This is a genomic window from Paenibacillus monticola (assembly GCF_009664975.1).
Classification (GTDB): Bacteria; Bacillota; Bacilli; order Paenibacillales; family Paenibacillaceae; genus Paenibacillus_AQ; species Paenibacillus_AQ monticola.
The window spans coordinates 57,493-78,728 of record NZ_WJXB01000014.1; the positions used below are offsets into that span (position 1 = coordinate 57,493).

General features: G+C 46.0%; 17 protein-coding genes. 11 read left to right on the forward strand and 6 right to left on the reverse strand.

Features of this window, described 5'->3' with window-relative positions:
- Nucleotides 1–18 precede the first annotated feature (18 nt).
- The 3 genes from GJB61_RS26055 to GJB61_RS26065 all read left to right on the forward strand — a co-directional run bounded on the left by GJB61_RS26055 (nucleotide 19) and on the right by GJB61_RS26065 (nucleotide 4,933).
- Nucleotides 19–774, forward strand: a complete 756-nt coding sequence (locus tag GJB61_RS26055) for a hypothetical protein (RefSeq protein ID WP_154121963.1) — start codon at nucleotides 19–21, stop codon at nucleotides 772–774.
- 33 nt (nucleotides 775–807) lie between these two features.
- Nucleotides 808–2,064 carry an aminotransferase class III-fold pyridoxal phosphate-dependent enzyme gene (locus GJB61_RS26060; protein WP_154121964.1) on the forward strand — a complete coding sequence of 419 codons (1,257 nt, stop codon included), beginning with the start codon at nucleotides 808–810 and terminating at the stop codon, nucleotides 2,062–2,064.
- A gap of 130 nt (nucleotides 2,065–2,194) precedes the next feature.
- Nucleotides 2,195–4,933: an AfsR/SARP family transcriptional regulator gene (locus tag GJB61_RS26065; protein ID WP_154121965.1), complete on the forward strand. Its 2,739-nt coding sequence runs from the start codon at nucleotides 2,195–2,197 to the stop codon at nucleotides 4,931–4,933.
- A 65-nt stretch (nucleotides 4,934–4,998) separates the two neighbouring features.
- On the opposite strand, the gene GJB61_RS26070 is transcribed toward GJB61_RS26065, so the two are convergent.
- Complete coding sequence (locus GJB61_RS26070; RefSeq protein ID WP_154121966.1) at nucleotides 4,999–7,062, reverse strand: methyl-accepting chemotaxis protein; 2,064 nt, start codon at nucleotides 7,060–7,062, stop codon at nucleotides 4,999–5,001.
- 300 nt (nucleotides 7,063–7,362) lie between these two features.
- Between GJB61_RS26070 and GJB61_RS26075 the strand changes: the two genes are divergently transcribed.
- Entirely contained in the window at nucleotides 7,363–7,977 is a 615-nt protein-coding gene (locus tag GJB61_RS26075; RefSeq protein WP_154122071.1) for a pentapeptide repeat-containing protein, read from the forward strand.
- On the opposite strand, the gene GJB61_RS26080 is transcribed toward GJB61_RS26075, so the two are convergent.
- Genes GJB61_RS26080 through GJB61_RS26090 form a run of 3 tightly spaced genes read right to left on the reverse strand, consistent with a single transcriptional unit; the run spans nucleotide 7,956 to nucleotide 9,930 of the window.
- Entirely contained in the window at nucleotides 7,956–8,312 is a 357-nt protein-coding gene (locus GJB61_RS26080) for a hypothetical protein (RefSeq protein ID WP_154121967.1), read from the reverse strand. The two genes, GJB61_RS26075 and GJB61_RS26080, sit on opposite strands and share 22 nt — an antisense overlap.
- A gap of 8 nt (nucleotides 8,313–8,320) precedes the next feature.
- On the reverse strand, nucleotides 8,321–8,884 hold the full coding sequence (locus GJB61_RS26085) for a hypothetical protein (protein ID WP_195724483.1): 564 nt from the start codon (nucleotides 8,882–8,884) through the stop codon (nucleotides 8,321–8,323).
- A gap of 53 nt (nucleotides 8,885–8,937) precedes the next feature.
- A complete protein-coding gene (locus GJB61_RS26090) occupies nucleotides 8,938–9,930 on the reverse strand; it encodes a LacI family DNA-binding transcriptional regulator (protein ID WP_154121969.1) in 993 nt (330 codons plus the stop codon).
- 180 nt (nucleotides 9,931–10,110) lie between these two features.
- Here GJB61_RS26090 and gtfA point away from each other — a divergent pair, with 180 nt between their 5' ends.
- Nucleotides 10,111–11,553, forward strand: coding sequence for a sucrose phosphorylase (gene gtfA / locus GJB61_RS26095; protein ID WP_154121970.1), 1,443 nt, complete (start codon nucleotides 10,111–10,113; stop codon nucleotides 11,551–11,553).
- Between the two features lie 407 nt (nucleotides 11,554–11,960).
- On the opposite strand, the gene GJB61_RS26100 is transcribed toward gtfA, so the two are convergent.
- Complete coding sequence (locus GJB61_RS26100; protein ID WP_154121971.1) at nucleotides 11,961–12,824, reverse strand: AraC family transcriptional regulator; 864 nt, start codon at nucleotides 12,822–12,824, stop codon at nucleotides 11,961–11,963.
- A gap of 160 nt (nucleotides 12,825–12,984) precedes the next feature.
- Between GJB61_RS26100 and GJB61_RS26105 the strand changes: the two genes are divergently transcribed.
- The 6 genes from GJB61_RS26105 to GJB61_RS26130 all read left to right on the forward strand — a co-directional run bounded on the left by GJB61_RS26105 (nucleotide 12,985) and on the right by GJB61_RS26130 (nucleotide 19,807).
- Nucleotides 12,985–13,818 carry an amidohydrolase family protein gene (locus GJB61_RS26105; protein WP_154121972.1) on the forward strand — a complete coding sequence of 278 codons (834 nt, stop codon included), beginning with the start codon at nucleotides 12,985–12,987 and terminating at the stop codon, nucleotides 13,816–13,818.
- A gap of 24 nt (nucleotides 13,819–13,842) precedes the next feature.
- Complete coding sequence (locus tag GJB61_RS26110; RefSeq protein ID WP_154121973.1) at nucleotides 13,843–15,384, forward strand: tagaturonate reductase; 1,542 nt, start codon at nucleotides 13,843–13,845, stop codon at nucleotides 15,382–15,384.
- The gene (locus tag GJB61_RS26115) at nucleotides 15,350–16,867 is read left to right on the forward strand and encodes a UxaA family hydrolase (protein ID WP_154121974.1); all 1,518 of its coding nucleotides are present in this window, start codon (nucleotides 15,350–15,352) and stop codon (nucleotides 16,865–16,867) included. The genes GJB61_RS26110 and GJB61_RS26115 overlap by 35 nt, the downstream gene beginning before the upstream one ends.
- Nucleotides 16,868–16,893: 26 nt before the next feature.
- Nucleotides 16,894–17,829, forward strand: a complete 936-nt coding sequence (locus tag GJB61_RS26120; protein WP_154121975.1) for an aldo/keto reductase — start codon at nucleotides 16,894–16,896, stop codon at nucleotides 17,827–17,829.
- A gap of 32 nt (nucleotides 17,830–17,861) precedes the next feature.
- A complete protein-coding gene (locus GJB61_RS26125) occupies nucleotides 17,862–18,875 on the forward strand; it encodes a zinc-binding alcohol dehydrogenase family protein (protein ID WP_338116133.1) in 1,014 nt (337 codons plus the stop codon).
- 221 nt (nucleotides 18,876–19,096) lie between these two features.
- Nucleotides 19,097–19,807 (forward strand): hypothetical protein, encoded by a 711-nt coding sequence (locus tag GJB61_RS26130; protein WP_154121976.1) that lies wholly within the window; start codon nucleotides 19,097–19,099, stop codon nucleotides 19,805–19,807.
- A gap of 387 nt (nucleotides 19,808–20,194) precedes the next feature.
- On the opposite strand, the gene GJB61_RS26135 is transcribed toward GJB61_RS26130, so the two are convergent.
- A complete protein-coding gene (locus tag GJB61_RS26135) occupies nucleotides 20,195–21,214 on the reverse strand; it encodes a LacI family DNA-binding transcriptional regulator (RefSeq protein WP_154121977.1) in 1,020 nt (339 codons plus the stop codon).
- Nucleotides 21,215–21,236: the final 22 nt, after the last annotated feature.

Consider the following 21,236-nt stretch of genomic DNA (forward strand, 5'->3'; position numbering starts at 1 on the left):
GAAAAGGGAGGAATCTATGTGTCGGTCAGCTACACCAAAGCAGCAATCAATCTCTATGCGGTTCTAAGAAACCTTGAGGAATTATGCCGCTTAGATCCGCAATCCATGTTTCTTATTCGTGGCAAACAGCTTTCCATCCAATTTGTAATCCAGGGTGGGCCGTCGGCGTATCTACTGTTTGCGGAGGGAACCTGCAAGATGAGTGAAACAGCCGGAGTTCGTCCGATCAAGCTGTATTTCCGCTCCACCGAACATTTCAATCGAATGATTGACGGCAAGGCAACTCCGATCCCTTTACAGGGCTTCACCAGACTCAGCTTCCTCACTAAAGAGTTTACTGCACTTACGAAAAGGCTGGAATACTATTTGAAGCCCAGTGATGAACGGCTGATGGAGCCAGAATATTTTGATATTCATACCCAATTGCTGCTCAATACAGCGGCTTTTGCTGTCGCATGCATCGGGAATTATGATACGGTCGGACAAAAGATTGCGCAGAGAATCCCGGATGGTGTGATCTCCATTTCGATTCAGGAGAGTGGACAACAGGTCTTCCTGCTCTGTAAGAATGGGGTGCTGAAAGCGATGACTAGCACTTCGTTAACCCCACGCGCATATATGATCTTCGATACAATTCAAGCGGCCAATGACGTATTAAGTGAGAAGGTGAATGTACATGAGCTGATCGTCAAAGAGAATCTGCTATTAAAAGGCATGTTGCCGATGATCCAGCACATGAATGATATTTTGGCTAAAGTACCTGCATTTGTATAAATCCCCCGGATGAATGAAAAGAGGAGAGAAGATATGGAAACCTACACGTACGCCAATAGCAGAAAGCTCTTTGAAAGGGCAATGAAAGTGATTCCCGCAGGTGTATACGGACATCTGGGTCCCGTCGAGGGCAGTATGGTTCCGCCGAGTGCCTTTCCGTTCTTCTCCAGCCATGCGGAAGGAGCCCATCTCTGGGACGTTGACGGCAATCGCTTTATTGATTATATGTGTGCATACGGACCCAACATTCTGGGCTATCGCGATGAAGATATCGATCATGCAGCCAGAGAACAAGCTAAATTGAGTGACTGTGTAACACTGCCTTCAGCAACAATGGTCGAATTCGCGGAGCAGCTTGTCGACACCGTGGACAGTGCGGACTGGGCTTTTTTCGCTAAAAATGGTGGGGATGTGACGAGCTTTGCCTTGATGATTGCTCGTGCCGCAACCGGTCGAACCAAAGCGGTTTTTGTGAATAAGGGTTATCACGGTGTTGCTGCCTGGACGAAGCTGCCTGGAAATCCCGGTATCGCTGAGGCCGATATTTCGAACAATTTATATGTCGATTGGAATAACTATCAACAGCTTGAAGAGCTGGTCAGCCGTCATCCCGGGCAAATTGCCTGCTTCATGGCAAGTCCCTATTTCCAGGGCAATTTTGTGGATAATGAGCTGCCGGAGGCGGAGTATTGGAGCAAGGTACGGGCGCTCTGTACGAAACATGGCATTGTCTTGGTAATTGATGATGTACGATGCGGTTTCCGGCTGGATCTGGCGGGCTCTGACCATTATTATGGCTTCAAGGCCGATTTGATCTGTTTCTGCAAAGCGCTCGCTAATGGCTATAATGTTTCGGCTCTCTGCGGGATCGATGCTCTAAAAAGTGCCGCGTCATCAGTGTTCTATACCGGCAGCTATTGGTTCTCGGCCGTCCCGTTCGCCGCTGGAATCGCTACGCTGAAGAAATTGAAAGAAATCGATGCGCCCAAGCGCTTATATGAAATTGGCAAAAAGCTGACGGAAGGTTTGGTTGATGTAGCTAGAACGCATAGCTTTAATCTGAACATCAGCGGAGAGCTACCGATGTGGTATATGAGAATCACCGATGATGAGAGCCAGATCATACATCAGGAATGGATTGCGGCCTGTGTGCAGCGTGGTGTCTTCTTCACGAATCACCATAACCACTTTATTAATGCCGCTTTAACGGATGAAGACATTCTCTATACCTTGAACGTTGCAGACGATGCCTTTAAGGCTGTAAGGAAATTGCATCCCCAATTCGTATAATCTAGTCCAGAAGCGAATGGATGTCTTAGCAAATTCAGTCCTCGCATATGATCCCTATCCCTCGACGGTCCTGCAAAGGTTTTTGGTGGGGCTATGTCGAATTAGGCAAGAACAGTGAGGTGAGTGACGCTTGGATATTCATTCCTTTTATTTGCCCCGAAATCGTCTTTATGAACATCTGGATAAGCATCGGCAGGTGAAGCTGATGACGGTCGTCAGTGAACCTGGTTATGGCAAAACAACCTTGATCTCCAGTTACATTTTGGAGCGGAGTTTACCTGCCATTTGGGTTCAGTTGCGTGAAAGCGACCGTTTTGCCCATACTTTTATCACACATTTGCAGGCGGCCCTCTGTAAACATATGAATCTTCCAGAGTCCAAACCGGTTCTACCGGAAACGAATCAAGAGGAATTGTCAGGAATTATTGTCAGGTTAAATAATTGGTCGGGTAGGCTACACATAGTGTTTGATGATGTACAAGTTATCCAGCCTATTAAAGATATTCTCGATATTATAGAAAGTTTGCTGCGTGAAACCTCTCCGAACATAACCTTCATATTCATCGGGCAGAGTCTTCTATCTTTGCCTTATGCAGCTTATAAAGTACGCCGTAATTATGCGGCAATTACGAATCTGGAGCTTGCCTTTACGCAGAGTGAAATCGCTGATTTCTTTCTGGGTATGAACGCTGCCCCGTTAGAGGACTACGAAGTCGAGCTTATTTACCATAAGACAGAAGGCTGGCCGGCTAGCCTGGAGCTTATTCGCGATGCGATTCAAGAGAGAGATAAAGAGGACCGTGTACGTATGTGGAGTCGATTTCCGGTGATTCCGCATCTTTATGATTATCTGGCGAGTGAAGTATTGGATCTGCAGCAGCCGGAAATCAAGCGATTTCTGCTGAAGACAAGTATCTTGAGAGAGCTGGATAACGTAGTTATTGAGCAGTATTTGAAATCCTTCAAGCAGGACGTTCCAGAATATCTGACCAAACGTTTCATGTTTATCTATAAGAACAAGGAAGGTCTATTTAGATACCATAAATTATTCCGTTCTTTTCTATTCGAACAGTATCGCAAAGAAACCAGCCGCAGCGAGAGAGATCAGGATCATCGTAAACTTAGTGTGATTTATGAGCAGAACTTTCAGTTTTTTCATGCCTTTGCCCATGCGATCTTAGGCCGAGATTTTGTGAATGCTGGACGATTGATGAAAAGTCTGGAAATTCGCTACCAGCCACAGCAGTTTATTGTCTTAATTGAAAATTGGCTGGAGGAATTTTTTGCCTACCAATCGATTGCTTCTTCCATCTTTCTGTATCGCTGTATCCCACTTTCTATCCTGCAAAATCTGGTTCAGCCATTGGAGCAAAGTTTGGCCAATCTGGAGAGCAAGCAGCAATATATATGGGTAGCGATGGTGCAGCAGCAATTAGCAGGCATCTATATGCTGCTTGGTGATTTGGAACGAGCCCAGCAATTGTTCGAGGCAGCGCTACTTATCTTTGAGCAGGTGCAAGACCGGCATATGATCATGTTGAACTTAAATATTCTAGCGGATGTTCTACTGAATATGAACCGGATTGCGGAGGCCAAAGCTTGTGCTCAGCGCTGCTTATTTCTGGCAGAGTCGGCAGGTACGGAGCATTTCCACCTCTACGCCTTGAGTGGGATGGCCGATGTTCTGATCGAGGAAGGTGCTTCGCAGGCTGTCGAATATCTGGATAAAGCTTTCGAAGGCGGGTCACGCAATGATGATACGCTGAATTTGTTTCTTTATTGTGGTAAGAGTAAATTTTATAGTCTGAATAATGAATCCGCGGCAGCGATTCATTGGGCGCAAAAAGCGGTGGCAATAGCTGAAGAGTTTGGTTTTGTCTATGATATCGGCTTTGCCAACCTGCATTTGGCAAGGGCTTATATGCGGGGCGGACAGTGGGAGACTGCAGCTCATAGTCTGGAAAAGGCTTATCTAGCTTCAAAATCCTATAAGTTTCATTTAACACAAGTTGTAGCCGCTCAGTACGAGCTGTTGCTGCATAAGCAGGCTTCGGAAGCCGCGCAGCTTAAATGGCTTGAAATGACCGAGCTGTGCCAACAGAATCATTATCCCTGGATAATGGAGCGCTACAAGCAAGAACAACTACAGCGGAAGATTTCGATTGTTGAGCCGGATGTCTTACCCCTGCTTAGTATCGAGGCGCTCGGTCCGCTCAAGATTATATTTAATCAGCAGCCGATTCTGATCAAACGGAAAGCAAGCTTGAGGTTGCTGCTCTTTCTGCTCGTGAATCATAGCATGAGAATCCCCCAGGATCTGCTGATTGAGGAACTCTTCAAGGATCAAGCGCTTGAGGCAGCGCAGAATCAATTATATGTAGCCTTATCTGTGTTAAGGAGTACGCTTGAACCGGGTCGCGAATCGGGGCGTAATTCCAATTATATAGGGCATACCGAAGGTCTTTATTATCTTCATATCCCTCGGATGAATCTTGATTTCATTACCTTTTTGGAATTATGTCGTGAAAGTGAGTTAAATCAAGATGGGATTCAGGAGCTTATTCGTGCAGAGCAGTGTTATAAAGGCGATTTACTGGAGGAATACAGGTATGAGCCTTTTATTGAAGTTGAACGTGAGCGCATTCGTCTGAAGTATTTGCAGATTCTCAACCGCTTAGCTGATTATTTCGCCGCACAGGGCGATTATTATCGAAGCATCGAGTATTATGAGTTGCTCTGCGCGAAAGATCCGTATAACCAGAAGAATTATCAGGCGTATATCGACATGTTAGAGCGGTTTAATATGCGGTCACATGCGTTAGCTGTTGCGGAGCGTATGCGGAAAGGTTCGGTGGAATGGATAGAGTAACATTTTTTATACAGAAAAGAGGCCATTCTCCTTTGTACAGGAGTAATGGCCTCTTGGTGTATACGTTATTCCACTTTGAATTTAGCTGCCGCTTCTCCAAGCTCTCTCGTCAGATGATCAATCGTTTCAACCATATCAGCCAGTTGCTGAACGGTAGCGGATTGCTCCATCATCGTAGCGGTGACTTCCTCAATTGATGCAGATACTTCTTCTCCTGAAGCCGAAAGGCTTTGTGCCGACTCCAGAACCTCATTTTTATCTTTCTCCATATGGGCGACCTCGTTTGCCATCGCTTTAATTTGATCCGTAATTTCTGTAATTTTTTCCAGAATGATTCTGAATGCAGCTTGGGTTTGACCCACAAGCTCATTCTGCTGAATGGAGATGTTGTGGATTTCCGTCACACTTTGGTTATTCTCAGCTACAAACGAAAGATTCTGTTGGATAATGAAGTTGATCTCATTCGATTGCTTCGAACTTTGCTCAGCAAGCTTCCGAATTTCAGAAGCAACAACAGCAAACCCTCTACCATATTCCCCCGCTCTCGCCGCCTCGATAGAAGCATTAAGGGCAAGCAAATTAGTTTGGTTTGCAATTTCACTGATTGCTCCTGTAATCGTGCTGATGTTGTTAGAGCTTTCATGAAGTTTGAGTGTGATTTCCGAGATTTTGTGAACTTCCTGTTCATTCTTATCATTAATTTGAATAAGGTCCTCAACGACTTGATTGCTTGTATGGAATACCTCGACAATTTCCTCCGCTCGTTCCCTAACCAATTGGGAATTGTCGTTCATCGCAACAAATTTCTCGCCAAATCCATAGAACTTATCTACTATTTGCTCTGTATCATTGGATTGTGATTCCATAGCCTTGGCAATTTCCATTGAGGTAACAGAAGTTTCGTTGATAGATTGAGCAGTCTGCTTAGAAGACTCCTCAAGCTCATTCGTGCTGGCATTGAGTACCGCAATAGATTTGTTCATATTGATAATTAAATCTCTAGTTTGGGCCACCATTCCATTAAAGCTGTCGGCTAAATCTTTGAACTCACTATCATACTTCCCACTAGCTGTAACGGTTAAATCGCCTTGAGCTAATTGTTTGAACAGCTTAGTTAAGCTCAGAATCGGATTTGTAATATAACGGGATAGCAGTAATCCAAAGCCTATCGCCACAATAATAGCTACAAGAGTAACCATTAACATCTTCGCAAACATATCCTGAATAGGACGGTTGATATCATCGTATGAATCAATAACTGAAATTATCAGGTCGGCATTTGGAATTTTGTTGATTCGAAGATAGTCATTACCTATATCAGTTGTTTGTATTTTAATCTCCCCGAGTGCTCTATCGGCTAGGAATGCTATAATTTCCGGACTGTCTCCGAGGCTTTGTCCATTTCTGGATGGATCAGTACTGTTATATAGTATAATTCCACCACGACTCAGTATCTCAATCTTCCCTTGACCATTAATTTTGATTTCACTTAATTTATCTACAAAAAAAGCGCTATTTACTGTCATGGTAAATACTCCTAGTACCTTTCCCTCTTTATCTATGATGGGTTGAGAGAAAGCCAGCAATAATACATCGCTACTTTTAGATACAATAGCATCACTGATAAATGATTTCCCTTTCATGGCTTCTGTAAAGTATTCGCGATCTGATCGGGATAAACCGATATTCTCAGTCTTTGTTCCTGCAATAATCGTTCCTTTGGCATCCAGCACCAACATAGACTCATTTCCTCTTGTTCCTTCTAAGCTTTTGAGGAGAAGTTCATTCGATTTGTTGAAATAAGGATTGCTAGACGATAAAAAGTCTGGGTCAGACATTGTGCCTTGTGCTCGTAATTGTAACAATTGTTGGAATGTATTATGAACTGAAATCAAATAAGCTGTCTGTTCTTGCAACTGTATCGCAGTGTAAAGACCTTCAGCTATGCGGTCAGCATTTGCATTGATTTCATCTTTACTCTTTCTCAGTAATAAATCGGATGAGAACATGTAAGTTGTAATGGATGTCGCGAGAAGAACCACAGCTACCAGTAAGCTGATTAAAGCTGGGAGCTTTACCCGTAAAGAAATATTTCTGATTCTGTGAAATAACCCTGCATTTTTCCCCATGATGTCTAATCTCTCCTATTTTCATATTCCACTGTTCCCTAAAGAAGGTTACTTATCTTTATCGGTTGCGAGTCTTGCTAATGAAGGGCGAATAATTTGAAAATTTATCCAATTAACGTTTTTGTGAAATTAATTAATATTTCAAATCAATTTAATTAACATTTTTTTGGTAATTAGTATTGACATCCATGTGATACAATTAAATTTGAAGAATAGCCACATTGTTCGGAGGAATGAGTTACACCGGTAAATATTTTGGGGAAAGCGTTGGGAGAAATATTACTTATGTCGGAGGAAACTATGTATCAACACAAGGATAAGGAATTTGTAGACATACATTTTGATGGGCAGGATTTGCGCTATGGAGAAATTTTACACTGTATATTCAAGAATTGCACATTTATGAGTACTTCAATGGAAGAAATAGATACAAGCAATTGCCGATTTATTGAATGTGACTTTAAAGGTGCTTCGTTAAATGCCTCTATTCACACGGAATCAGCTTTTGAGAACTGTAAATTTAGTGGTGCTAATCTCTTCGTCTCCAAATTTATCTCTTGTAAAATGACTGGATCGGACTTCTCCGGGGCGCAAATGGATGGAATTACGCTGAGTGATGGTGACTGGTCTTATACGAATCTGAGGCATACCAAATTGGGCAAACAGGATTTGCGAGGGATTCGATTCTATGAAGCTGATTTTACGGACTCTGATTTGGCGAAGGCTGACTTAAGGGACTGTGACCTGACGGGGGTAATTTTCAGCAGAGCCAAACTGCAGGGTGCTGATCTAAGAGGTGCCAATCTGGATGGAGTTGATTTGAAATCGCTGGATATTAAAGATATAAAAGGTGCACGAATGGACAGAGAACAAGCGGTCCTTTTTTTACGCTCCTATGGTGCAAAGGTAGATTGAACAGCTAATTCCAATGCTTTAATTCTTCTTTCTAAAAGCGTTCTTTGAGGACTACCAGCCTTTGACTTAGCATAAATGTTCTCCATTGATGGGAATAAACTAATAAGAACATTATGGGCTTCGGCTAGTTCTTCCTGGGAGTAATGATGGGGTCTTTGATTCCAAACGTTCTCTAGCATGGCTAAGCCGATGTTAAGAGCTTTGAGTCGTTTCATTAATAAGGTAGTATTTGCGCCTTTCTCAGTCATCTGAGCCAAGGCCTTTTCGGATTTACGGATTGTCGATTGGAAGGATTTGATTGATTCCAATTTATCTGTATTGGATACATTTTCCATGTTAGTGCTCACCCCTCAAACTCAGCAATAACCTTCTTCACCTGACTTAACGTCTCGGCAAAATCAGTCCCGTCGTTGTTCCAAACAACTGCATTGGCAGTCTCCATATAACGGCTGTTCAGCTCTTCTTCCTCCGCTTTTTGGAGTCTGGCAGCGACTTCAGCGAGGTCACTGCCTCTCTCCGCAAGCCGGCGGCTTAAGCTGGAAAGATCAGCTCCAATATAAATGGCAGTAATATGCTGCGCATAATATTTTTGCAGCGCCAGCACGCCAGAAAGATCCAAGATAATGTTGGCATTGTACGGCCCGGAGATGACCTCCTCAATGCTCGAACGCAGCGTTCCGTAATAATGTCCGTTATAATTTGTCCATTCGACTAGCGCATTCTGCTCCATTTTGTCCAGAAACTGCTGGTTGTCCAGAAACCAATAATGAACCCCATCAACTTCACCTGCTCTTGGCTCCCTGGTCGTTGCTGTAATAATTTTGGGGAGCTGCGGACTGGTCAGTTGTTGTTGAATCTGTGTTTTGCCGGATGCAGAGGGCCCATATAATACAACAATTTGTCCCACTTGTGATTTCTCCTTCTTCAACGCTTTCGTCAGCGTGATCTTCCAAACTCAAATCAAGTGGTATCCCCTTGTATCAGCGTTACATCCACCGTGATGTTGTTAATCAGCTCTCCGCTCTTGTGCTCAATCATTTGAATCAATGTGTTGGTTAACGTCTTTCCGATTCGCTCACTAGGCTGCATGATGGTCGTTAATTTCGGATTTTGCAGCATACGTGTAAAGCTATGATAGTCATAACCGATAATCCTCAGCTGCTCTGGCACCCGAATCCCCTGCTGCTCGGCATAAATAAATAAGGCATAAGCGGCGATATCATTACTGCAAAAGATACCGTCATAGGTACGAAGTTTATCCGGAGAGAGGTTCTCCGTGATAAAGGACCAGAAATAATCAAAGGTCAGCTTATTATGAGCACCCTCGATTATATCGTAATCTAGACCATGTTTCATACAGGTAATAACAAAAGCATCCCGCCGCCGATTGGACAGAACATCCAAATCCAGTGGACCAGAGATATGCAGCAATCGTTTACAGCCAAGCTGTATAAGGTGCTCTGTAGCAAGCTCGCCTCCGCGGTAATTATCTGAACCCACACACGGAATATGGGCAGCAATGAAGCGGTCAAAGGAAACGATCGGCAAGTCAACCTTCTGATAGCTTTCAATATTCATCGTATGGCTGCACATGATGATACCATCGACTTGATTCTGGCGCAACATGCTAATATAATGGGCTTCCTTCTGAGGGTCCTCCAGAGAATTGCAGATCAACAGCTTATAGTTCTGTTCATTGGCGCTTATTTCTACATATTTGATCAGATCGGAAAAGAAAGGATGGTTGGAATCAGGCACTATGATCCCAATGAAGAAGGATTGATTCTTCTGCAACGCTCTCGCAATTTGATTGGGATGATAATCAAGCACCTCAATGGCTTTCTCTACTTTTTTGCGGACCTCTTTACTGAGATATCCCCGGTTATTCATTACTCTGGACACGGTAGTCACAGAAACTCCTGCCTCTTTGGCCACATCCTTAATACTAGCCATACCCTCATCCTCGTTTCATTTAAGCTGTACATTATCTTCAATCCTAATATAATAACGTTACCATAAAAATGTGTAATAACAAAATTATTTGATGAATATATCCTTTTATATATGATATGATTCGTATGAAAACGTTTGACATAAAATAAATGAATAGTTCACTTAGAGAGGAACTTCAACATGCAGATCAAGAATGAAGCCATGCTGATCACCTATGCAGACAGCCTGGGCGCAAACCTACAAGAATTAAATGAAGTGCTGGACAAGCATTTGCAGGGTGTAGTCGGTGGGGTTCATCTATTGCCTTTTTATCCTTCTTCAGGTGATCGGGGATTTGCGCCGATGGATTATACCAAAGTAGAACCTGCTTTTGGCGACTGGGCGAAAGTGGAAGCGATGAGCCAGAAGTTCTATATGATGTATGATTTCATGATCAATCACATTTCCCGGCAGTCTCCGTATGTGCAGGATTTTCTTGAGCGGAAGGATGCTTCCCCCTATGCAGATTTATTCATCCGATATAAAGATTTCTGGCCTGGCGGCGAACCGACGCAGGAGGATGTGGATCTGATCTATAAACGCAAACCGCGTGCCCCTTATGCCGAGCTTACTTTTAAAGATGGCACTAGTGAAAAGGTCTGGTGTACCTTCGATGAGCAGCAAATTGATCTTGATGTAACCACAGACACGACAAAGAAATTTGTCAAAGACAATCTGACCTTTCTTGCGGACAAAGGAGCCTCGATTATCCGACTGGATGCTTTTGCCTACGCCAACAAAAAGATCGGCACCAATTGCTTCTTCGTGGAACCGGAGATCTGGGACATGCTGAAATATTCCGCAGAGGTTGTTGCGCCTTATGGCGTAACGGTTCTACCGGAAATTCATGAACATTATAGTATCCAGCTAAAAATTGCCGACCAAAATTATTATGTCTATGATTTTGCATTACCTATGCTTGTCTTACATGCTTTGTATAGTGGACAAGTGCACCGGCTGGTACATTGGCTGGAGATCTGTCCAAGACAGCAGTTCACTACGCTGGATACCCATGATGGTATTGGTGTGGTCGATGTCAAGGATCTGTTATCCGACGAAGAAGCTGAAATGACAAGGGAAAGCTTATATAACCAGGGAGCAAACGTGAAGAAGATATACAGCACAGAAGCTTACAACAATCTCGATATCTATCAAATTAACTGCACGTATTATTCTGCACTGGGCAATGACGATCAAGCTTACCTGTTGGCGCGGGCAATTCAATGCTTTGCACCGGGAATTCCGCAGATTTATTATGTGGGCCTGTTGGCGGGTGAGAATGATATTGAGCTGTTGGAGAGTTCAAAAGAGGGACGGAACATCAACCGCCATTATTATACGCGGGATGAAATTGAGGCCGAGGTCGAACGTCCGGTTGTGCAGCGCCTGTTCCAATTATTGAAATTCAGAAACAGCTGCCCGGCCTTTAATGGGGATATTACGGTTGAGCAGATCAATACCCATGAGCTGATCATTACTTGGAAAAATGAAGGCAACGAAGCGAAGCTGGAAGCCAATCTGTTGACCAAACAATTCGCCATCTTTGCGGCGGAGGATGAAGCCGACTTCCAAAAGGTATTCTAATAGAACGCCTAACCGATCGAGTGCCGTTATCAAGCTGGATTTGACTTAGTAGCACTTTCTCCAGTCAGGACTGAGCTTCACTCAAAATCAGAGGTTTACCCAGTGAACCGGACTCAGAAGCTCCTATTTGTTCAAAATCAGGCGATTTGGGAGTTTGACGGACACCAGGGACGTTATTGCCCCTATTTCTTCCTAAAAGAAGCCTTGTTTGTTTCAATAGCGTCGTCTGAGTCCACTTCCTGTTCCCATACCCCCTCAAATGTGAAATAAAGGCTCTATAGTCCGCCAGATTTGATCTGCAACTATTCAGGCTCTGTAGGTTTGTTCGTTGATCGTTCGCTCGAATTCGTCATCGCTTGGGGCTAGCTTGGATAATCCAAGCTAGCCCATTTGCTGTTCACCCACCCTTACTCCTGCTGCTTTTTATACTCCGTAGGTGTTGCTCCGGTAATCTTCTTGAACACACGGTAGAAATGCGGCAGACTCTCAAAGCCGCAGCACATGGCAATGCTGCTTACGCTGCTATCGCTTACACGGAGCAGCTCTTTGGCATGAATAATTCGTTTGGTCGTGATATAGTGGGTCACATTCATGCCTGTTAGCTGCTTAAAGACACGGCTGAAATGTGCCGCGCTTACTGCCGCCTGTTTCGCCAGCACCGCCAGACCAATATCCTCGAACAAGCGCATATCAATATCCCGCAATGTTTCCTGCATCCATAAAGGACCGTAATGGGAGCCAGTCAGCTCCGGCTGATGCTCTGGTTCCGTTTCCCTGATCAGTCCAAACAAAATATACTGGAGATGCAGCACAATGGCTTGCCGGTAGCTGCTGCGTTTCGTAAGCATTTCCTCACAGATTTGCTCCAGATGCTGTTCCAATTGCGTCTGAAAGGAAGGAGGGCAGGCGAACTTATAGCTTTTGCGCTTCTTGCTCTGCTCAAAGGCGTGCAGGTATGAGAAAGGATCGCCGATTAAAGACGGTCTTACGAATACTGGATTAAAGAAAATCGCCGTTGAGGTGACCGGATTGGCTGCATCCGGAAAGGCCCGATGGATTGTATCTTCAGGGATGATGAACAGATCTCCGGCGTGCATATCATAAAGAGTCTGATCAATAAAAAAATTACCCGTGCCGCTGTAAACATAAATCAGCTCGCACCACTCATGAAGATGATGCGGGAGCTCGTCGATGGATTGTTTGGTGTCTTTGTATACGATGTCAAAAGGAAAGGTCGCATCGGAATGAAACTGCTTACGAATGGGCTCCATTACTGTAATCCTTTCGTTGTTTTCTTGAAAATAGCATAACAAATATCAAAAAAGAGTACAATCCTGCATAAATAAGTTATTTTAATATTTATTATTGCTGCTAATATAAAGTACATAGAGACTCATTGCAGGATAGCAAAAACAAGGAGGCTAAGCTAACATGCGCATTGATTCCCATCAGCACTTCTGGAGGATTGAACGGGGAGACTACGGCTGGATCACACCTGAGTTGCCGCTGTTATATCGGGATTACCTGCCGGAGCATTTGCTACCCCATTTGGAGAAGCATGGAATAGACGGGAGTATCGTCGTTCAAGCAGCGCCAACACTCGCTGAAACAGAATATATCCTTTCCCTCAGCGATCAGTCGGAGCGAGTCGTTGGAGTTGTGGGTTGGCTGGATCTGACAGATCCTGCTTATCGGGAGCATTATATGCGGTTCAGCAAGCATCCCAAGTTTCTGGGAGTTCGCCTCATGATTCAGGAGCTGGAGGATGCGAATGTGATCCTTGAACCAGCATATATGGAAGCGGTTAAATGGTTGGCAGATCGGAATAGTTGTGTGGATTTGCTGGTGACTGCAAACCAATTAGGCCCGGTGGTGAAGCTGCTGGAACGGGTGCCGCATCTGCGCTGCGTAATGGATCATATAGCCAAACCGCCGATTGCGAATGGCGTATGGGAACCATGGAGCAGCCAGCTTAGTGAAATAGCCACTTACTCGAATGTCTATTGCAAGCTCTCCGGCATGGTGACCGAAGCTGATCCGGATAGCTGGCAGGAGGCAGATTTCCTACCTTATATCAGACATGTGCTGCACTGCTTTGGGTCTGAGCGGGTGATGTTCGGCAGCGATTGGCCGGTATGTCTGCTGTCCGCAAGCTACGATGAAGTGATGGAAGTGCTGGAGCGAGGGCTGCCAGATGAGTACACACAAGAGAAGCGAGAAGCTCTATTCGGGCGGAATGCGGCTGATTTCTATAGATTACTATAACTGATACGAAATGGAGCTGAAGGCATGGGATTGGATATAGTGGAGCAGAGATTGAAGCTGTCCTGCTTGCAGAGCACGGATCGCCAAGGTGCCGAAGAGGTCAGGCGTACACCGGTAAAAATACTGCAAATTGGCGAAGGAAACTTTTTGCGCGGTTTCTTCGACTGGATGATCAACGAGTGCCGCAAGCAGGGGAATTTCGAGGGCGGTGTAGCTATATGCCAGCCCCGGCGTTCAGGAAGCTCCAAGCTGGAGACACTCAAGATGCAGGATGGTCTATATACTTTGGTTATTCGCGGTCTGGAGCAAGGAAAGTTGGTGGAGAAGTCCGAGGTCATTCCGGTGGTGTCCAGTGCGATTGATCCTTATCAGGACTGGGAGGACTTTCTGAGTCTAGGTCAAAGCCCGGAGCTTGAGATTATAGTGTCGAATACTACGGAGGCAGGTTTGATCTACCGTCCAGAGTTGCTTGTGGAAGGAACACCAATGGAGTCTTATCCCGGAAAGCTGGCCTATTTGCTGCACAAGCGATTTACTGCTTTTGCGGGTGATCCTGGTAAGGGTCTGCTGATTCTGCCACTCGAATTGCTGGAGCGAGGTGGCGATGAATTGAAGCGCTGTGTGCTGCAGTACAGTCAGGATTGGGGTTTTTCTACAGATTTTATGGAATGGGTAGAGCGAGATAATCGCTTCCTGAACAGCCTGGTGGATCGGATCGTAACCGGTTACCCTGAGAGTGAAGCTGAGGCCTGGTTTGCCAAATTGGGCTACCGTGATGAGCTGCTGAATGTGGCCGAGCCTTATCATTTCTGGGCCATTGAAGGCGAAGTTGAGCTGGAGCAGCAGCTGCCACTGCAGAAATCCGGGCTGAATGTGCATTGGGTGCAGGATCTCCGGCCTTTTCAGCAGCGAAAGGTGCGTATTCTGAACGGCGCGCATACCTTGATGACTCCACTGGCTCTACTGCATGGCTTGGTTCATGTAAGAGAAGTTATGGAGCATGCGAAATTTGGTGCTTATGTAGCAGCTGCTGTAGAGCAGGAGATTATTCCGTCGATGTCTAGGACAACGTCGCTGGAACCCTCGGAGCTGCTTCTATATGCGGAAAGTGTCTATGAACGATTCAGTAATCCCTTTATTCGGCATAATCTTGCCGATATCGCGCTAAACAGCCTCGCGAAATTCAAGGTTCGGCTGCTGCCTTCCATCGAGGCATATGTGGAACTGGGCCGCGGACTGCCAGAACGTCTAATTCAAGGGTTGGCGGGTCTGCTGCGCTATTATAAGGTGCAAGAGACAGCGACGGGGTTCCAAGGGACAACCTTACTGGGTGAAAAGTACCCATTGCATGATGATCCAGCACTTCTGTCTATCCTCGCAGCAACTTGGCACGGCGCAGAGGGCAGAGCCTTGGTCGATACGGTAGCCATGTTATTGAACAATGAGGATCTGTGGGGCAGCAGCTTAGGCCGGATTGAAGGATTGGTAGAAGCGATTACTTATTACTTAGAAGAACTGGAGGGAAGCTCCTATGAAGCAGTGGATTTCTTTGCACGAAAAAGATGATGTCATTATTGCGCTGAAGGATTTCCTGAAGGGTGAAGAGATTCTTTTTGGAGAGCAAGGGCCAGGCGGGCTTCGTTCTTTAATCGTATTAGAGGATGTGCCGAGTGGTCATAAAATAGCGATACACCCTCGGCAGACGGGTGACGATGTGTTCAAATACGGCTACTCTATTGGCAAAGCCAAAAGTGAGCTGTTGATCGGAGATTGGGTGCACCATCATAATTTGGGTACCGGCTTGAAAGGGATTCTGGATTACGCCTACCAGCCAACGGTGGCAACTGAATGGACTGCTCCGACGCAAAGCTCTGGCCGGACGTTTCAGGGCTACTTGCGCAGCAATGGTGAAGCTGGAATCCGCAATGAAATCTGGATTATCAATACGGTGGGTTGCATCAATAAAACAAGCGAGATTCTGGCGAATCGTGGGAACGCCCTGTACCAGAGCCGCGATATCGACGGCATTCATTACTTCTCTCATCCCTACGGCTGCTCTCAGCTGGGCGATGATCATGGGTATACCCAGCAACTGCTAACTTCATTGGCATTACATCCGAATGCAGGGGGTGTGCTGGTGGTGGGGCTCGGCTGCGAGAACAACCAGATTGATGCTTTTCAGGAGAAACTGGGCGAATTTGATCCGAGACGAATCAAATTCATGAAGGCGCAGGAGGTAGAGGATGAGATAGAGTCTGGATTGGAGCTGCTTGGTGAACTGGTAGATTATGCCGAGACATTTACTCGTCAGCCGCTGCCTCTATCTATGCTGAAGATTGGGTTGAAATGCGGCGGTTCGGACGGGCTGTCCGGGATTACGGCGAACCCATTGGTGGGTGCTGTCTCCGACTGGTTGATCTCGGAAGGGGGGACGGCTATCCTGACCGAAGTTCCAGAGATGTTCGGAGCCGAGACGATTCTGATGAACCGCGCGGCCAATGCCGAGGTATTCGGGCAGATTGTAGAGTTGATTAATGACTTCAAGCAATATTTCCTGAAGCATGATCAGGAGATCTATGAGAATCCGTCGCCGGGCAACAAGGCGGGGGGAATCAGTACGCTTGAGGAGAAGTCGCTTGGGTGTACGCAAAAAGGCGGACACGGCATCGTGACCGATGTGCGAGCCTACGGAGAGCGGGTCACTCAAACGGGACTGAGCCTGCTGCAGGGTCCCGGTAATGATCTCGTTTCCGTGACCGCGCTTACCGCTGCGGGTGCCCATCTGGTGCTGTTCACGACTGGCCGAGGTACTCCTTTCGGCGGCCCTGTGCCGACGATCAAGATCGCCAGCAACAGTGGACTTGCTGTACGCAAGCCAAAGTGGATCGATTTCAATGCTGGCAAGCTTGTAGAAGGAGCAGATATGAAGGACGTCTCTGCCGAATTCGCAGAGTATGTGATACGGCTGGCCTCGGGTGAAGAGTATACCAGAAACGAGTTGAATGGCTTTCGCGAGATTGCGATTTTTAAAGATGGTGTCATTCTATAATTCTATCTTAAGGAGTGTATGAACGAATGAAATACAGACCGCTGGGTGCAACCGGATTGGACGTTTCCGTCCTAAGCTTTGGGGCTTCATCACTGGGCTCCGTATTCAGAGACATTAACGAAGAGGAAGGCATTCGCACCGTCCATACCGCAGTAGAGCAGGGCATTAATTATATCGATGTGTCTCCTTATTATGGATTGACCAAGGCCGAAGCGGTACTGGGCAAAGCGATTAAGGGCTTGTCCCGGGATCAATTCTTATTGTCTACGAAGGCAGGCCGGATCGGCGCGGAGGAATTTAATTATACAGCAGCGCATATCACGGCCAGCTTAGAAGCTAGTCTGAAGCGGTTGGAGACGGATTATGTAGATATTTTGCTGCTGCATGATATGGAGTTTGTCCCTTTTCAACAGGTGATCGAAGAGGCAATTCCGGCCTTGTATCGCTTGAAGGAGCAGGGGAAGGCCCGATTTGTCGGTGTTTCCGGCTTGCCACTGCATGTATTTGAGCAAACACTGGCTAAGGCTGAGCTGGATGTGATTCTCTCCTATTGTCATTATTCGCTGAATGATACTTCCTTGCTTAATATATTACCGCTGCTGCAGCAAAAAGGTGTTGGACTTGTGAGTGCTTCACCTATCTCGATGGGTCTGCTTAGCACAAGACCTGTAGCGGAGTGGCATCCAGCACCTGAAGAGCTGAAACGGGTCTGCAAGCTGGCTGCTGCGCATTGTGCGGCCCAAGGAGAGGACTTAGCCAAGCTGGCCGTCCAATTCTCGGTGGCGAATGAGCAAATCCCAACCACTCTGGTTAGTACGGGCAGTGTAGTGAATATCACCAATAACATCGCTTGGACAGATGAACCTATGAATGAAGAGCTTCTACAAGAGGTGCTGGAGATTCTGCAGCCGATTCATAATCTTACCTGGCCGAGCGGAAGAACGGAATATAACCTGCAGTAGAAATAAATCCAAACAGAGCGGAGTGGTGGAACGTGAAAAGTATTGTGTGTGAGCAGCCGGATCTTTTTATATTCAAGGAGATGGAGGAACCTGAGCTTAGTCAAGGGTCTGCGCTGGTACGCATTCGACGCATTGGCATCTGTGGAACTGACCTGCATGCCTATAAAGGCAAGCAGCCCTTCTTTACATATCCGCGAATTCTGGGCCATGAGCTGGCTGGCATAATTGAGGAGATCGGCGACAATGATCTGGGTCTGCGGATCGGCGATCAGGTCAGTATTATTCCTTATATGCACTGCGGGAAATGCATCGCCTGCCGCAATGGAAAAACCAACTGCTGCACGGATATGCAGGTGTTCGGGGTGCACATTGATGGTGGCATGAGAGAACGGGTATCCGTGCCGCTAAGCCATCTCATCCAGACCAACGGCTTAACGCTGGATCAAAGCGCTCTGCTTGAGCCGTTCAGTATTGGCATGCATGCGGTACGCAGATCCGAGCTGCGCGCCGGCGAGGTTGTGCTTGTCATTGGAGCGGGGCCGATTGGCCTCGGGGTGATGGCTTTTGCCAAGCAAAGAGGGGCTACGGTGATTGCCATGGATCTCAATGAGGAGCGGCTGGACTTTTGCCGGAAATGGGCGAAGGCAGATTATACCGTCAACGCAGGCCAGAATCCAAGCGAACAAATTGCCAGCATTACGGGCGGAGACTACCCTACAATAGTGTTCGATGCTACCGGGAATCAACGCTCGATGACGGATGCGTTCAGATACGTAGGCCATGGCGGCAAGCTGGTTTATGTCGGACTGGTCCGCGAGGACATTACCTTCAATGATCCGGAGTTTCATAAACGGGAAATGACGGTCATGGGCAGCCGGAATGCGACGCTGGAGGATTTCGATCAGGTGATGGCAGCGCTGAAGAGCGGAACCATTCATGTGGAGCCATACATTACGCACCGCGTGCCGTTCGGGGAGATGATATCTCATTTCGACAGTTGGCTGCTGCCGGAAGAGAAGGTTATCAAGGCTATGGTAGAGTTGTAGTAGGTTTGAAGAAGCAGGGCAGCATGCAGGGAAAATAGTGTCACATGAAAAGAGCGTTTCCGCGGGTAGTGAGGCGGAGGCGCTCTTTTTGCTGTGTTCGGCAGATTATTATAGGGATAGGAGACTTAGGAAGCACGTGTTATAATCTTGCAATATAAACATACAACGGATTATTAGTAGAGTCACAGTAATTTTGCTGCTGGGAATAGGAGGAAGTAGTCTTGCACAAAAGATTGTTATGGCTCATTATAGGACTGCTCTCCATGCTTCTGCTGTTATCAGGCTGCGCCAAAGGCACGGCTCATATCACTGTGCACATGAATGGAAGTATTGATGTTGCGCTCAAACTTCGGTTGGATGCCAGTACACAAGCCCTATTAAGCGGGAAGATAGAAGATTCTTTGGTCAGCAAGCTGCAGGCAGCAGGCATTCCGCTCCAGAAGATCAAGGACGGCAAAGCCACAGAATATCAATTTCTGAAATCATATGCTTCCGTTAAGGATATGAAGTCTTTCTCAGGGAAATGGGAGGGTATCGATACCAAGGTAAGTACGCAGAATAGATGGTTGTATACCAAATACAGCGTTGAGGCCCAACCTCAAATGAATGTTTACATCGATAAAGCCATGGATAATATAGGCTCTCTTGGCGTTCCAAAGTCGCTGGCTCGGCTACTTCTGCAAAGCTTTGCTGTTGATTTCAAATTAACCCTGCCGATAGATCTGTTTGGCGATAATAATGCGACCGTTCAGGAAGGCCGGACTCTGACCTGGCATATTACGCTAGCAGATACTAAGCCGATTCAAATGGAAGTGTACATACCCAATATCAAGAATATTGTGATCGCTGCAAGTGGTTTAGCTTTAATATTGGTAGTAGTTGTTGTTCTTTGGATCAGAAGAAGAAAAGGAAGAACTTTGCGGAAGTCATGATCTATGAACCCCCGAGGGAAGGCTTGATGCTGCTGAATTCTGTATTTTTTACAACTTTTCATCCAAAAGTATTCCTTTAAAGTTACAATGTTGTACAAAATACAGGATTACAGTGGCTAGGGGTGCTACAGCGAGTGAAAGTTGGATTTAATACATGATTTTAGCGATGTATAGTGGTTTGGAGTAGAGAATTTTGGATTTTATACATCATTTATCGCTGCCTGCTATTTAAAGCGCTAGGAACCATTTGATTTTGCCGAGATGAATTCTATTGTACAAAATACATTTAAAATCACAAAAAGCTAAAAAACAAGCAAGTTTCCGAATATTGGAGACTTGCTTGTTTCTGTTATCAATCTACTGCAGTACGGTTTGAGATTCCCCTGTTTACTCCGGAGCAGGACCCGTCGACTGGCGGACCAGCAGCTTCGTTGGCAGTAGCAGCTCTGTAAAGGGTTCGTTTGGATGGTCGATTCGCCACATCAGCTGTTCGACCGCCTTATGTCCGTATAGTTTCAAATTCACATCCATGGTAGTAATAGTAGGCGTAGAGATCTGAGAGAGATAGCCATTATCGAAGCTGACGATAGATACCTGTTCAGGGACCCGGACTCCTAACTGCTGAAGTGTAGAACATAACAGGAAGCCTAAGCCATCATTCATACAAAACCAAGCACTAGGCTGCTCTTCCAGTGATTGTATGGATTTCAACATGTAGATGGCACTTTCTTCGGCATCTCTGAGAATCCATTCCTCCCGTACAGGAAGACCGAGTTCATTCATCGCTAACTGGAAGCCTTCGAAGCGTTCATAGTAGCTGGGCGAGAGAGAAGTATTGCCGAGCATTCCGATCTTGCGATGACCTAACTGAGCCAGGTGATGAATAGCCTCAAAAGCGCTGAAGCGGTTGTTGGTCAGGATTGAGTCTGCATGGATGTAAGGGTGGTGATGGTCGATCAGTACGGTAGGCTTGCCTGTTGCAATAATGGAATTAATATAGTCGGTTGTGATATGGGATAAGATCAACACCCCTTCAACGGACGGATTTTGCAAAATTCCAGGGATTAATAATTGCTCCGCCGCTTTTTGGCTAATCGATTGAATCTGTAGATTCATGCCTCTGGCGGTTGCCTCTTGTTCAACTGTTAAGTAAATTTCCCCGAAAAAACTCTTCATAGAAAAAGCGAAATCTGAAGCGATTAGCGCAATGGTTCCCGCTCTCCGGGCTGCCGGGGCTGGGCTTCTGAGAGAGGATGAATATACATATCCCATCTGATTCGCTGTTTCCACGATCAATTTACGAGTGTCCTCGCTTACTCCATCTTTGCCAGACAAAGCTTGAGAAACAGAGTTCTTGGAAAGGTTCAGCCGTTCGGCAATATCCTGCATCGTTACTTTATCTTTCATGGAGTACACCTCATGGTTTCAA